Origin of the sequence: Amycolatopsis sp. CA-161197 (genome assembly GCF_050942255.1) — a bacterium.
Classification (GTDB): domain Bacteria; phylum Actinomycetota; class Actinomycetes; order Mycobacteriales; family Pseudonocardiaceae; genus Amycolatopsis.
The window spans coordinates 1,225,356-1,239,721 of sequence record NZ_CP192059.1; the positions used below are offsets into that span (position 1 = coordinate 1,225,356).

General features: G+C 71.7%; 10 protein-coding genes and 1 pseudogene. All 11 read left to right on the forward strand.

Annotated elements, in window-relative coordinates; all coding sequences use genetic code 11:
• Positions 1-20: 20 nt before the first annotated feature.
• The 11 genes and pseudogenes from ACQPXB_RS06160 to ACQPXB_RS06210 all read left to right on the forward strand — a co-directional run bounded on the left by ACQPXB_RS06160 (position 21) and on the right by ACQPXB_RS06210 (position 14,346).
• On the forward strand, positions 21-1,025 hold the full coding sequence (locus tag ACQPXB_RS06160) for an alpha/beta fold hydrolase (protein ID WP_432850016.1): 1,005 nt from the start codon (positions 21-23) through the stop codon (positions 1,023-1,025).
• An 80-nt stretch (positions 1,026-1,105) separates the two neighbouring features.
• On the forward strand, positions 1,106-2,323 hold the full coding sequence (locus ACQPXB_RS06165; protein WP_432850017.1) for a DUF3152 domain-containing protein: 1,218 nt from the start codon (positions 1,106-1,108) through the stop codon (positions 2,321-2,323).
• A 123-nt stretch (positions 2,324-2,446) separates the two neighbouring features.
• Entirely contained in the window at positions 2,447-3,628 is a 1,182-nt protein-coding gene (moeZ, locus tag ACQPXB_RS06170) for an adenylyltransferase/sulfurtransferase MoeZ (protein WP_386946758.1), read from the forward strand.
• 153 nt (positions 3,629-3,781) lie between these two features.
• The gene (locus ACQPXB_RS06175; RefSeq protein WP_432850018.1) at positions 3,782-4,579 is read left to right on the forward strand and encodes a TIGR02569 family protein; all 798 of its coding nucleotides are present in this window, start codon (positions 3,782-3,784) and stop codon (positions 4,577-4,579) included.
• A 118-nt stretch (positions 4,580-4,697) separates the two neighbouring features.
• A complete protein-coding gene (locus ACQPXB_RS06180; RefSeq protein ID WP_432850019.1) occupies positions 4,698-6,752 on the forward strand; it encodes a molybdopterin oxidoreductase family protein in 2,055 nt (684 codons plus the stop codon).
• The gene (locus tag ACQPXB_RS06185) at positions 6,749-8,164 is read left to right on the forward strand and encodes an FAD-dependent oxidoreductase (protein ID WP_432850020.1); all 1,416 of its coding nucleotides are present in this window, start codon (positions 6,749-6,751) and stop codon (positions 8,162-8,164) included. The genes ACQPXB_RS06180 and ACQPXB_RS06185 overlap by 4 nt, the downstream gene beginning before the upstream one ends.
• Before the next feature lie 32 nt (positions 8,165-8,196).
• Complete coding sequence (locus tag ACQPXB_RS06190; protein WP_366575154.1) at positions 8,197-9,534, forward strand: nitrate/nitrite transporter; 1,338 nt, start codon at positions 8,197-8,199, stop codon at positions 9,532-9,534.
• A complete protein-coding gene (gene nirB / locus ACQPXB_RS06195; RefSeq protein WP_432850023.1) occupies positions 9,534-12,053 on the forward strand; it encodes a nitrite reductase large subunit NirB in 2,520 nt (839 codons plus the stop codon). Before ACQPXB_RS06190 ends, nirB begins: the two co-directional genes overlap by 1 nt.
• Positions 12,050-12,387, forward strand: a pseudogene (gene nirD, locus ACQPXB_RS06200) (nitrite reductase small subunit NirD). Before nirB ends, nirD begins: the two are co-directional and overlap by 4 nt.
• On the forward strand, positions 12,384-13,487 hold the full coding sequence (locus ACQPXB_RS06205) for a uroporphyrinogen-III synthase (protein WP_386946768.1): 1,104 nt from the start codon (positions 12,384-12,386) through the stop codon (positions 13,485-13,487). Before nirD ends, ACQPXB_RS06205 begins: the two are co-directional and overlap by 4 nt.
• 22 nt (positions 13,488-13,509) lie before the next feature.
• Complete coding sequence (locus tag ACQPXB_RS06210; protein WP_432850025.1) at positions 13,510-14,346, forward strand: DUF3626 domain-containing protein; 837 nt, start codon at positions 13,510-13,512, stop codon at positions 14,344-14,346.
• Positions 14,347-14,366 lie beyond the last annotated feature (20 nt).

Sequence of the window (14,366 nt, forward strand, 5' to 3'; positions counted from 1 at the left end):
CAAGTGTCGGGCATCCTGGGGTGGTGACCACATCCACGACGCGCCCGGCGACCGCGACGGCGGTGCGCCCGGCCGTGACCCACGTGCCGCTGTCCACGGCGCCGTTGCCCGCGCTCGAGCCGGTGCTGCCGCCGTGGCCCGGTGTCGTCGAGGACGTGGGCGGAGTTTCGCTGAACGTACGCCGCACCCCCGGACCCGACGGTACCGTCGCCGTCTACGTCCACGGGCTCGGCGGGTCGTCCAGCAATTGGACCGACCTCGCCGCGCTGCTCGCACCCACCGCGAGCGGCCGCGCGATCGACCTGCCGGGCTTCGGCTTTTCCGAGCCGGCCCCTGGCTTCGATTTCAGCCTCGACGAGCACGCCGAGGTCGTCGCGCGCTACATCGAGGGCCTCGACGCGGGGCCGGTGCACCTGGTCGGCAACTCCATGGGCGGCGCGATCGTGCTGCTCGTGGCCGCCGCGCGCCCCGAGCTGGTCCGCACGCTCACGCTGATCTCGCCGGCGATGCCCGACCGCCGCCCGGACCCGCGGCGGCTGTCGGACCCGATAATGGCGCTGGCGTACCTGCCGGTGATCGGCGCGCGCGTGCGCCGCCGGCTGGCTTCGGCGACGGCCCGCGAACGCGCGGCCCAGGTCATCAAGCTGTGCTTCTACGACCTGGCGAAGTTCCCCGAGCAGCGGCTCGACGAGCTGACCGAGGAACACGGCGCCCGCGCCGCGCTGGCCTGGGCCGCGCCCGCCATGGCGCGCAGCACGTTCGGCATCTTCCGGCGGTGGACCGCGGTCGGCGACGCGTCGCTGTGGTCCGTGGCGGCGCGGGTGAGCATCCCCACACTCGTCGTCTGGGGTCTTCACGACCGGGTGATCTCCGTGCGACGCGCCCCGCGCACCGCCCGGCTGCTCCGACACGCCCGGCTGCTGGTCCTTCCCCGAACCGGGCACGTGGCTCAGATGGAACGCCCGAATGTCGTAGCGCGGGCCGTCCTGGGGCTGTGGGAGGCCGCTGAGAAGGGCACCTGGTAGTCCGAACGGGTGACAGATCATCTCTCGGTCATCAGCCGGTCGCCGAGAGCATCACGGTTCGGATATGGCACCCTGGGGCGGTGGACCGGCCCAAGGACGCACGAGGAGACGACCGGCGAGCCTCGTACGCCGGTTCAGCCAGGCGTGCGACGTCGGCCTCGGCAAAGAATTCGTCGAGCAGTTCGTCGACCAGCTCGAGGAGCTCTCGCAACTCACCCCTCACGGACACGGGCTCGCCGCGCGTCGGCCAGTTCCGGCCGTCGAAGCCGCCCGCCCAGCGCGTCGGCGAAGACCGCTACCGGCCCGGCTCCCGGCGCACCAGCGCGGAGCCGCTGAAGGCGTCGTGGCAGCCGAAGGGCGACGAGGAGAAGCCCACCGCCCGCAGGCCGGCTGCGAAGAAGCGCGGTGTCGGCGGGTTCGTGAAGACCTACGGCTGGCGCGTGTACGCGCTGCCGATCCTGGTCGTCATCACCGCGCTCGTCGTGGTGAACACGGCCACGAGCCCGGCCGAGCCCGGGTCGACCACCACCGCGGGCACCGGCGAGTCGGCGGTGGGCGACGCGGCGGCCGGCGCGATCGACGGCGGCCAGGCCATCCCCGAGAACCCCGCCAAACCGGCGGACGTGAACGTGCCGACGGCCGAGCTGCCCACGGGCGGCAACTACACCGAGAGCGGCAAGGGCACCTGGCACGTCGTGCCGGGCTCGGGCCCCACGGTCGGCAAGAGCGGCAAGCTGTACACCTACACCGTCGAGGTCGAAGACGGCATCGACCCGTCGAGCTACGCCGGCGACGACAGCTTCGCCACGGCCGTGCAGGGCATCCTGTCCGACCCGCGCAGCTGGACGTGGAACGGCAAGATCCGGCTGCAGCGCGTCGACGCGAGCTACCCCGACCCGAGCTTCCGCGTGAGTCTCACCACGCCGAACACGACGCACCGCGCCGACGCGTGCGGGTTCCAGATCAAGTTCGAAGCCTCGTGCTACCGCCGCAGCATGGGCCGCGTGCTCATCAACCTCGCCCGCTGGGTGCGCGGCGCGAAGGCCTACGGCGCCGACATGACGGGCTACCGGCAGTACGCCATCAACCACGAGGTGGGCCACGCGCTCGGCAACAACCACGTGGGCTGCCCCGCCAACGGCGACCCGGCGCCCGTGATGATGCAGCAGTCGTTCGGTGTGGCCGACGACTACGTGGCGATGCTCAACAACATCCCCGGCGGCGACAAGGGGAAGGTCGCGGCCGACCACCACGTCTGCGTGCCCAACGCCTGGCCGAACCCGACGCCGCAGGCGTAATCACGGTCTCGCGGTACAAAGCAACCCTCGTCCCACGATCCGGACGCCGGGAAGCCCACCTTGCCTGCGAGCGTTGTGGATACTGGGATTGACTACGCGATCCACGCGAGTATGGAGGACCCGATGTCAGACACGGCACTGCCGCCGCTCGTTGAGCCGGCTGCGGAGCTCACGAAGGAAGAGGTGGCCCGGTACAGCCGCCACCTCATCATCCCGGACGTCGGGGTGACCGGGCAGAAGCGGCTGAAGAACGCGAAGGTCCTGGTCATCGGTGCCGGCGGCCTCGGCAGCCCCGCGCTGCTGTACCTCGCCGCGGCGGGGGTCGGCACGCTCGGCATCATCGACTTCGACGTGGTCGACGAGTCCAACCTGCAGCGCCAGGTCATCCACGGCGTGTCCGACGTCGGCAAGCTCAAGGCCGCGTCGGCGCAGGAGTCGATCGCCGAGATCAACCCGCTCGTCAAGGTGCATCTGCACGTGGAGCGGCTGGAGTCGTCGAACGCGCTGGAGATCTTCAGCCAGTACGACCTGATCCTCGACGGCACCGACAACTTCGCCACGCGTTACCTGGTGAACGACGCCGCCGTGCTGCTGGGCAAGCCGTACGTGTGGGGCTCGATCTTCCGCTTCGAAGGCCAGGTCAGCGTCTTCTGGGAAGACGCGCCCAACGGCAAGGGCCTGAACTACCGCGACCTCTACCCGGAGCCGCCGCCTCCCGGCATGGTCCCCTCGTGCGCCGAGGGTGGCGTGCTGGGCGTGCTGTGCGCGTCCATCGGCTCGATCATGGTGACCGAGGCGATCAAGCTCATCACCGGCATCGGTGAGCCCCTGCTCGGGCGGCTCATCAGCTACGACGCGCTGGAGATGAAGTACCGCGAGGTCAAGATCCGCAAGGACCCGGAGACCCCGAAGATCACCGAGCTGATCGACTACGAAGCCTTCTGCGGTGTCGTGTCCGACGAGGCCGCGCAGGCCGCTTCGGGCAGCACGATCACGCCGGCGGAGCTCAAGGCCAAGTTCGACAACGGCGACGACTTCGCCCTCATCGACGTCCGCGAGCCCGGCGAGTACGAGATCGTGAACATCAAGGGCGCCACGCTGATCCCGAAGGACCGCATCCTCTCGGGCGAGGCGTTGGCCGAGCTGCCGCAGGACAAGCCGATCGTGCTGCACTGCAAGTCGGGTGCGCGTTCGGCGGAGGCGCTGGCCGCGCTGCACGCGGCCGGGTTCAAGGACGCCACGCACCTCGGTGGCGGCATCCTGTCCTGGGCCAAGCAGATCGACCCGAGCCTGCCCACCTACTGACGGTTTCCGCCCAGGAAGGCCTTCCCGGTTCGCCGGGGAGGCCTTCCTGGCGTTTTGGGCCGGTGGCGGCGGCTGTGTCTGAAATATGAAAGCGGTCCGTGACCAGCGCGTCTTCTCGTTCGTGGCGCGTGCGGGCGGGTACCTTCGGTTCTCGTGCGGTCCACTCTCGAACGGCCATCCGAGCGGGTGTGCGCGGCCTTCGGCGGCGACATCGGCCTCGTTTCGGCGTTGCCGGACTCGACGGCCTGGCGCTGCGGCGACCTCGTGCTGAAGCCGGTTTCGGACCGGTCGCGCACGCTGTGGACCGCCCGCGCGCTGGAGCACGCCGAGGATCCGGGCCTGCGGATCGCGAAACCGGTGCGCGCGAGCGACGGCCGCTGGATCGTCGGTGACTGGTCGGCCTGGCGCTACGTCTCGGGCACGGCCGAGAACCACGTCGACGGCGCCATGCTCGCCGCGGTGAAGCTGCACCGCGCCACGGCCGACCTGCCGCGGCCCGATTTCCTGTCCGCACGCGACGACCTCGACGCGGTGGCCGACCGCATCGCGTGGGAAGAGCTCGACCGCCCGCTCGACGAGGCCAAGGGCGGCCGCTGGTTCGAGGTGCTCGCGCCTTCGCGCCGGCCGATCAAGCTGCCGTTGCAGGTCGCGCACGGTGAGCTGCTCGCGGGCGTGCTCTTCGACGGTGACGCGGCGCCCGGCATCGTCGACTTCGTGCCGTACTACCGGCCGGGCGAGTGGGGCGCGGCGATCGTGGCCGTCGACGCCCTGGCGTGGGGCGGTGCCACCGGCGAGCTGCTCGACCGCTGGGCGCACCTGCCGGAATGGCCGCAGCTGCTGCTGCGCGCAGTGCTGTTCCGCTTGGCGGCCAACGCGTTGAACCCGCGCTCGACGGGCGCGGCGCTCGACGGTCTGCGCGCCGCGGCGCGCGAGGTCAGCGCGATCCTGTAGTTCTCACCGCGGGCGCGCGGGAAGTGGCGAGTGATGTCAACTGCCTGAAACAATCAGGCATCTTCAGGTAACACGGCGTGCTTAGCGTCGGGGCCATCGCCGACCCCGAGGAGCGCCCGTGCCGCACGTCGACACGCATTGCCCCTACTGCGCGTTGCAATGCGGGATGCGCTTGGCCGGCACGCGCGTCACGCCGCGCGACTTCCCGGTCAACGCTGGCGGTCTGTGCCAGAAGGGCTGGACGTCCGGGGAGCTCCTGCGGTCCGGCGATCGGCTGACCACGCCGCTGATCCGGCGCGACGGTGAGCTGCAGCCGGCGAGCTGGGCCGAGGCGCTGGATCTCGTGGCGGCGAAGCTGCGTGAGCTGCGTTCGTCGCACGGGCCCGACTCCGTCGCGGTGTTCGGCGGCGGCGGGCTGACCAACGAAAAGGCTTACCTGCTGGGGAAGTTCGCGCGGGTCGCGCTCGGGACCTCGCAGATCGACTACAACGGCCGGTTCTGCATGTCGTCGGCCGCGGCGGCGGGGCTGAAGGCGTTCGGCGCGGATCGCGGACTGCCGTTCCCCGTCACGGATCTCGCGGACGCGGACGTCGTGCTGCTCGCCGGGGCGAACCCGGCGGAGACGATGCCGCCGTTCGTGCAGCACCTGCGAGGTGCCGAGCTGATCGTCATCGACCCGCGGCGCACGCCGACCGCCGAGCTCGCGAGCCTGCACCTCGCGCCGGCGCCGGGGACGGACCTGGCTCTGGCGTTGGGAATCCTGCACGCGGTGGTCGCCGAGGGACACCTCGACAAGTCCTATGTGGATCTCCGGACGGCCGGGTTCGACGAAGCGTGGCGCCTGGCCGCTGCGTGGTGGCCGGAGCGGGCCGAGCGCGTGACGGGTGTTGCCGCGGCGGACCAACGACGGGCCGCCGCGATGTTGGGTGAGGCGCACAACGCGTATGTCCTCACTGCGCGGGGCACCGAGCAGCACGCGACGGGGACGGCGAACGTCAGCGGGTGGATCAACCTGGCGCTCGCATTGGGGCTGCCCGGTCGTGTCGGCTCCGGGTTCGGCTGTCTCACCGGTCAGGGCAACGGCCAGGGCGGGCGCGAGCACGGGCAGAAGGCCGACCAGCTACCGGGATACCGGAAGATCGACGACCCGGCCGCGCGCGAGCACGTCGCCGGAGTCTGGGGCGTCGCGCCGGAGAGCCTGCCGGGGCCGGGGCGTTCGGCGACGGAGCTGCTCGACGCGCTGGGGCAGGAGGGCGGGCCGAAGGCCTTGCTGGTGTTCGGCAGCAACGTCGTGGTGTCGGCGCCGCGCTCGCGGCGGGTCCAAGATCGACTGTCCGCTTTGGACTTCCTCGTGGTCGCCGACTTCGTGCTGTCGGAGACGGCCGAGCGCGCCGACGTCGTGCTGCCCGTGACGCAGTGGGCCGAGGAAGACGGCACGCTCACCAATCTCGAAGGCCGGATCCTGCTGCGCCGCAAGGCCGTCGACGCGCCGGCGGGCGTCCGGTCCGACCTCGACGTGCTGCGGGAGCTCGCGATCCGGCTCGGCCAGCCGGCCGAGCGGTTCCCGGTCCACGCGGAAACCGTCTTCGAGGAGCTGCGCGCGGCGTCGAAGGGTGGCACGGCCGACTACTCGGGCGTCACCTACGACCGGCTGCGCACCGGTGACGCGCTGCACTGGCCGGTGCCTTCCGCGGAGCATCCCGGAACCCCGCGGATGTTCCTCGACCGTTTCGCCCACCCGGACGGCCGGGCGAGGTTCGTCGCCGTCGACCACACCGGGCCCGCTGAGCTGCCCGACGCAGAGTTTCCCTTGCAGGCCACCACGGGTCGCGTCTTGCAGCATTACCAGTCCGGTGCCCAGACACGCCGGATCCCGGAGCTGGTGGACGTCGTGCCCGAGATGTTCGTGGAGGTCCATCCCGACACCGCCGACCGCGCCGGTCTCGCCGAGGGGGAACGGGCGCTGGTCCGTTCGCGGCGCGGCGAGACGGTCGCGCGGGTGCGGTGCGTCGCCTCGCTGCGGCCCGACCTGGTGTTCCTGCCGTTCCACTTTCCCGGTGAGGGGCGCGCGAACCTGCTGACGAACCCGGCGCTGGACCCGGTGAGCCGTATGCCGGAGTTCAAGGTGTGCGCGGTCGCACTGTCCAGAGTGGATGCTGGAGTGGACGCATGAGCGCCCGGCATGTGGTCGTGGCAGGCTACGGCATGGCCGGGGCGCGGCTGGCCGACGAGATCCGCCGCCGGGACCCGTCGGCGGGGCGGGCGCGGCTGACGATCGTCGGAGCCGAGCCGCATCCCGCGTACAACCGGGTGCTGCTGTCGTCCGTGCTCTCCGGCGGGCTGAGTGCGGCGACGGTGCGGCTGCACGACGAGGACTGGGCGGCTCGCGCGCACGTCGACCTGCGGCTGGGGACGTCCGTCACGGGTCTCGACCGCGTGAACCGCCGCGTGGAGACCACCGACGGACCGCTGGACTACGACGCGCTCGTGCTCGCGACCGGCGCCACGCCGTGGCTGCCGCCGGTGGAAGGGCTCGAGCCGGGGCCGGGCGTCGCGACGTTCCGGACCCTCGACGACTGCACCCGCATCCTCGACGCCGCCCGGCCCGGCGCACCCGTCGTGGTGCTCGGTGGTGGGCTGCTCGGCCTCGAAGCCGCGCGCGGCCTGGCCGGGCGCGGCGCGAACGTGACCGTGGTGCACCCGCACGGCCACCCGATGGAACGCCAGCTCGACGCCGGTGCCGGCCGCGTGCTCGCTCGGCGGCTCGCCGAGCTGGGCGTGACCTTCCGCTTCGACGCGACGGCCGCGCGCCACCTGCCCGGCGACGGCGTGAAGCTCGACGACGGCAGCTTCATCCCGGCTGATCTGGTCGTGGTCGCCGCAGGCGTCCGGCCGGAGACCGCGCTCGCCGAGGCAGCGGGGCTCGAAGTGGACCGCGGCGTGCTCGTCGACGACCTGCTCCGCACGAGCGACGGCCGCGTCCACGCCCTCGGCGACTGCGCGCGCCACGCGCACGCGCCGGCCGGGCTCGTGCAACCCGCGTGGGAGCAGGCGGCGGTCCTCGCGGATCTCCTCACGGGCACCGACACCGCAGCGCGCTACCGCGGCACGACCGTCGTCACGCGGCTGAAGGCTCGCGGTGTCGACCTGACCGCGCTCGGCGAGACGCACGCGAGCGACGACGCCGACGTGCTCACGATCGACGACCCGTCCGGCGGCCGCTACGGCAAGCTCGTGGTCCGCGACAACCGAGTGACCGGCGCGATCCTGCTCGGCTTGCCCGACGCCGCCGCGACCGTCACGCAGTTCCACGACCGCGGCATCCCGCTGCCCGAAGACCGGCTCGCCGTGCTGCTCGGCCGCGCGCTGCCCGCGGGCACGCCGGCCGCCGCGAGTCCGGCCGACCTGCCGGCGTCGGCGTTGATCTGCCGGTGCAACGCCGTGACCAAGGGCCGGCTCGTCGACGCGTGGCGCGGTGGCGCGACCGACGTCGCCGCGCTCGCCCGTACCACCCGCGCCACCACCGGCTGCGGCGGCTGCCACGACACCGTGTCGGCCGTGGCGGGCTGGCTGGCCGCGCAGTGACCATCCGACTCTCTCTTGCCAAGGAGGACGCCGTGAAGAACCGCTGGATCGAGCACTGGGCACCCGAGGACGAGACCTTCTGGGAGACGACCGGAAAGCGGATCGCCCGCCGCAACCTGTGGTTCTCCGTGTTCGCCGAGCACATCGGCTTCTCGATCTGGACACTGTGGTCGGTCATCGTGCTGTTCATGGGGCCCGCCTACGGGTTCTCGGCGGCGGACAAGTTCCTGCTGGTGTCCACACCGACGCTTGTGGGCGCGATCATGCGGCTGCCCTACACGTTCGCGGTGGCGAAGTTCGGCGGTCGCAATTGGACGATCTTCAGCGCGGCGCTGCTGCTGGTGCCAACGGTACTGACGGCGATCGTGCTGCACCCGGGAACGTCGTTGGGCACCTTCGTGCTCATGGCCGCGCTGGGCGGCGTCGGCGGCGGGAACTTCGCGTCGTCGATGACGAACATCAACACGTTCTATCCCGAGCGGTACAAGGGCTGGGCGCTCGGTCTCAACGCGGGCGGCGGCAACCTGGGTGTCGCCGTGATCCAGCTGGTCGGGCTGCTGGTGATCGGCACGGCCGGGGCGACCGCGCCGCGGCTGGTGCTGTTCATCTACCTGCCGCTGATCGTGATCGCGGCCCTGTGCGCCGCGCTGTTCATGGACAACCTCGCCACCGTCCGCGGTGACACCAGGGCCATGCGCGAGGTCGTCCGATATGGACACACGTGGGTGATGTCGCTGCTGTACGTCGGCACGTTCGGCTCGTTCATCGGCTACAGCTTCGCGTTCGGGCTGGTGCTGCAGAACCAGTTCGGCCGCACGCCGTTGCAGGCCGCCGCGGTGACGTTCCTGGGGCCGCTGCTCGGCTCACTGGCGCGGCCGCTGGGTGGCCGGCTGTCCGACCGGCTCGGCGGCGGCCGGGTCACGTTCGCCACGTTCGGCCTGATGGCACTGGCCACGGTGGTGCTGGTGCTGGCGTCGTCGGCGAACTCGCTGGTGTTGTTCACGATCGCATTCATCGTCCTCTTCGTCCTGACGGGCGTCGGCAACGGCTCGACGTACAAGATGATCCCGGCGATCTTCCAGGTGAAGGCGCGCGCCGCCATCGACCTCGGCGGTGACGAGGCCGCGGAACTGCTCAAGGCCCGCCGCCTGTCCGGCGCGTTGATCGGGCTGGCGGGGGCGATCGGCGCGTTGGGCGGGTTGTTCATCAACCTCGCCTTCCGGCAGTCGTTCGCCGACGCGCACAGCGGGATCCCCGCGTTCATCGGGTTTCTGGTCTTCTACGCGGTGTGCGTGGGCGTGACGTGGCTGGTGTACCTGCGCAAACCCGCGGTGCGGGCGCAGGTGGCGCTGGCCGGAGCGGAGGTCTGATGAGGACACTCGTGGTGGCCGGGCACGGCATGGTCGCGCACCGGCTCGTGGAGGCGCTGCGCGCGGCGGATCCGGCGGGCGAGTGGCGCGTCGTGGTGCTGGCCGAGGAGAACCGGCCGGCGTACGACCGGGTGGCGCTGACGTCTTATGTGGACACCTGGGACCCGGCGGCCTTGGCCCTGCCCGGCTCGGACTATGCGGAAGATCCCCTCGTGGAGCTCCGGCTGGGTGACGCTGTGGCAGCGGTGGACCGCGGAGCTCGCACGGTGACCACCGCGTCCGGCCGCGTGCAAGAGTACGACGCTCTGGTGCTGGCCACGGGGTCGCGGCCGTTCGTGCCGCCGGTGCCGGGTCGCGACCTGCCGGGTGTGTTCGTGTACCGGACGATCGAAGACCTCGATGCCATCCGGGTGGCCGCCTCGAAGCCGGGCCGTGGGCGCCGGTCCGCGGTGGTGATCGGGGGCGGGCTGCTCGGGCTGGAGGCCGCGAAGGCGTTGCGGGATCTGGGCTTGTCCCCGCACGTGGTGGAGATGGCGCCGCGGCTGATGCCGTTGCAGGTCGACGAGGGCGGTGGCGCGCTGCTGCGGCGGCTCATCCAGCAGCTCGACGTGACCGTCCACACGGGAACCTCGACGGACTCTCTCGAAGCCGACGGGTCCCGGCTGCTGGCCAAGCTCGGCAACGGCACCGAGCTGGACGTCGACCTCGTGGTGTTCTCCGCGGGAGTCCGGCCGCGGGACGATCTGGCGCGGGAGTGTGGCCTGGCCGTAGGCGAACGTGGTGGGGTGCTCGTGGACGCCGAGTGCCGCACCAGCGATCCGGCGGTGTTCGCGATCGGCGAGTGCGCGGCCGTCGAGGGGCGGGTGTACGGGATCGTCGCGCCGGGGTACGCGATGGCGGAGGTCGTCGCGGCGCGGCTCACCGGGGGAGCGGCGTCGTTCCCGGAGCCGGACACGGCCACCAAGCTGAAGCTGATGGGAGTGGACGTCGCCAGCTTCGGCGACGCACACGCGGCGACCGAGGGTGCGCTCGAAGTCGCGGTGAACGACGCCGTGACCGGCACGTACAAGAAGCTCGTGGTCACCGACGACGGCCGGACGCTGCTGGGCGGCGTGCTCGTGGGCGACGCGGCCGAGTACCACACGCTGCGGGCGCTGGTCGGCCGTCCGCTGCCCGCGGAGCCGGGTGCGCTGCTCGCCCCGGCCGGCGGCGGCGCGGCGGTCGGGGTCGAGGCGTTGCCGGACGAGGCGCAGATCTGCTCGTGCAACGGCGTTTCCAAGGGTGCGCTGACGCGGGCGATCCACGAGGACGGCTGTGACTCGGTCGGCAAGCTCAAGGCGTGCACGCGAGCGGGCACGTCGTGCGGCTCGTGTGTGCCGATGTTGGGAAAGTTGCTCAACGCGTGCGGAGTCGAACAGTCGACGGCGCTTTGCGAACACTTCAGCCAGTCGCGGGCGGAGCTGTTCGAGATCGTGCGGGCCACGCGCATCACCACGTTCAGCGAGCTGGTCAGCCGCTACGGCACGGGCTCGGGCTGCGCGGTGTGCAAGCCGGCCGTCGCGTCGATCCTGGCGACGCTCGGCAACGGCCACATCCTCGGCGGTGAACAAGCGACGCTTCAGGACACGAACGACAAGTTCCTCGCCAACCTGCAGCGCAACGGCAGCTACTCCGTGGTCCCGCGCATCCCCGGCGGTGAGATCACGCCGGAGAAGCTGATGGTGATCGCTCAGGTCGCGAAGGACTTCGGGCTGTACACGAAGATCACCGGCGGCCAGAGGATCGACCTGCTGGGTGCCACGGTGGACCAGCTGCCGGAAATCTGGCGGCGGCTCGTGGACGCGGGGTTCGAGTCCGGGCACGCGTACGGCAAGGCGCTGCGGACGGTGAAATCGTGTGTCGGTTCGACGTGGTGCCGCTACGGCGTGCAGGACAGCGTCGGCCTCGCGATCGAGCTGGAATTGCGGTATCGCGGGCTGCGTTCGCCGCACAAGATCAAGTCCGGCGTCTCCGGCTGCGCGCGGGAATGCGCCGAGGCGCGCGGCAAGGACTTCGGCGTGATCGCGACCGAGCACGGCTGGAACCTCTACCTCGGTGGCAACGGCGGCGCCACCCCGCGGCACGCGCAGCTGTTCCTGTCCGATGTGGACACCGAGACGCTGATCCGCACGATCGACCGGTTCCTCATGTTCTACATCCGCACCGCCGACCGGCTGCAGCGCACGGCGCCGTGGCTGGAGGAGCTCGACGGCGGCCTGGAGCACCTGCGCGCGGTGATCGTCGACGACAGCCTCGGCATCTGCGAGGACCTCGACGCCGCGATGGCCAAGCACGTCACGGACTACGAGGACGAGTGGCGCGGTGTGCTGGAGGATCCGGAGAAGCTGGCGCGGTTCAGCTCGTTCGTGAACGCGCCGGGCACGCCGGACCCGTCGATCTCGTTCCGGCCGGAACGCTCGCAACGGGTTCCGGTGCTGCTGGGCGTGCCGCAGCTCGGGAAATCGGAGGTGCGGCGATGACAACGTCGATCGAACGGACCTGGACGGCCGTGTGCGCGGCCACGCGAGTGGGCGACTGCTCCGGCGTGGCGGCGCTGGTCGAGGGCGAGCAGGTGGCCGTGTTCCACGTCGGCTCGGAGTGGTTCGCGCTGTCCAACTGGGACCCGTGCAGTGGCGCGGCGCTGCTGTCGCGCGGGATCGTGGGTGACGCCGGGGGTGAGCCCGTGGTCGCGTCGCCGGTCTACAAGGACGGTTCTCGCTCCGCACTGGACAGTGCCTCGACTCGCCGGGCGTTTCCGTGCCTGTCTACCGCCTGCGGGTGCGGGAAGGAATCGTCGAGGTGGGCTCCCCGTGACGGACGTGCTCCCGCTGGCGGGTTTCGTCGCCGGCATCACGGCGGCGCGCCGGGCCGACGAGCTCGGCGCGCTGCTCGTGCGCAAGGGAGCTGGCGTGCGGTACGGGCCGGCCATCCGCATCGTCCCGCTCGCCGACGACACCGAACTGCACGCCGCCACCGTGCGCTTGCTGGAGTCCACAGTGGACGTCGTGGTCGCCACCACCGGCATCGGCTTCCGCGGCTGGGTGGAGGCCGCCGAGGGCTGGGACCTCGGCGACGCGTTGCTGACCCACCTCGCCCGCGCCCGCCTCGTCGCGCGCGGCCCGAAAGCCACGGGCGCCTTGCGGGCCGCGGGCTTGTCGGAGGACTACTCCCCGCCGTCGGAAAGCAATGCCGGCGTGCTGCAGTACCTCCTTGAGTCCGGTGTGGACGGCTTGACGATCGCCGTGCAACTGCATGGCGAACCTCTGCCGTTCTTCACCGAGGCCCTGCGCGCGGCGGGCGCGGCCGTGATCGAGATCCCTGTCTACCGCTGGGTCGGCCCGGCCGACCCCGGCCCGCTCGACCGCCTGCTGGACGCCGTGCTCGACGGCACCGTCGACGCCCTGCCCTTCACCTCCGCGCCGGCCGCCGCGTCGACGCTCGCCCTGGCCCGCCGCACCGGCCGCCTGCCCGGTTTGGTCGACGCCCTGACGTCGCGCGTGGTCGTCGCCTGCGTCGGCCCCATCACAGCCGCACCCCTTGCCGCGCTGGGCATCCCCACCGTCCAGCCCGCGCGCTCCCGCCTCGGCGCCCTCGCCCGCACCGTCGCCGATGCGCTCCTGGCCCGCACCCCGTGCCTCACCGTCGCCGGCCACGCCCTCGAACTGCGCGGCCACGCCGTCCTCCTCGACGGCGACTGGCACGACATCGCCCCGGCCCCCATGGCCCTGCTCCGCGCCCTGGCCCACTCGCCCGGCCGGGTCGTCTCCCGCCGTGAACTCACCACGTCCCTCCCCGGTGGCGGCGAGGAACACGCGGTCGAGACCGCCATCGGCCGCCTGCGCACCGCCCTCGGCGGGCCGGCCGTCATCCAGACCGTGGTCAAACGCGGCTACCGGCTTGCGGTGGATCGGTGAGATCGGCGCGGATACTGGAGCCATGCCGCACCCGCACGAGACCGCGATCACCCACGTGGCAGCACGCGCGGCCGGTGCGCCCGCGGACCCGTTGTGGCGAGTGACCCTGCACTTCCACCCGGACCGGCTCGTCGCCGGGGCCCCGATTCTGGACCTGATGGCTCGTGACGGGGTCTACCGGTCGCAGTTCGAGACCGGCACGGGCAACGGGGGCCTCACCGCGCATCCCGGCGGCGACCGCTGGCGCTGGGAGAGCCGGATCTTCGGCGGCGCCTACGACGACGCACCGCCGGCGCAGCGGCCGAAGTACGGTTCGCTGAACTTCCGCCGCCGCCGGATCGGCGGCTCACCGCGGTTCGGGTCGGCCCACCTGCGCCTCGCCGCGCCGGTTCTGGCCCGCACCACGTTCTGCTACCCCGACAGCTTCTTCGAACCCCGTCGGTTCGGCGTCGCGGCAAGCCTGTCCGCGTTGATCACCGCAGCCCTGAGCGACGATCCTGATCCGCTCGACGACTACGTCGAAGCGCACGTCCACGGCGTGCTCGATCTTCGCGCCGACGTCGAAGCCGTGGTGCTGGATCCCTGCTACCGCGGCACTCCGATCGAGGCCGCCGCCGCCCGGTTGCCGTGTGCCGTCGAATGGCACGGCGGCTTCGTCCTGACCACGAGCGAACTGCGCCGGCACCCGGAGTACCGCGGCCCGGAGTTCGTCCGGCTCGGGGAATCGCTGGCTTGCGACGGACGTCTCGATCCCCGTGTGCTCGGCGACGCGTCGCGCACCGGCCGTCACGACGAGCAGGCGCTCAAGCGGGTGTGGCACTGCGTGGCGAGGTTCGGCTCCGCCGAGCTTCGAGACTGAGCCCGCACCGGACAGTCCGA

Bases quoted from the DNA above. Each gene is read 5' to 3' on its own strand.
- nirB (WP_432850023.1), top strand. From the start codon at position 9,534: ATGAGGACACTCGTGGTGGCCGGGCACGGCATGGTCGCGCACCGGCTC.
- ACQPXB_RS06185 (WP_432850020.1), top strand. From the start codon at position 6,749: ATGAGCGCCCGGCATGTGGTCGTGGCAGGCTACGGCATGGCCGGGGCG.
- moeZ (WP_386946758.1), top strand. From the start codon at position 2,447: ATGTCAGACACGGCACTGCCGCCGCTCGTTGAGCCGGCTGCGGAGCTC.
- ACQPXB_RS06210 (WP_432850025.1), top strand. From the start codon at position 13,510: ATGCCGCACCCGCACGAGACCGCGATCACCCACGTGGCAGCACGCGCG.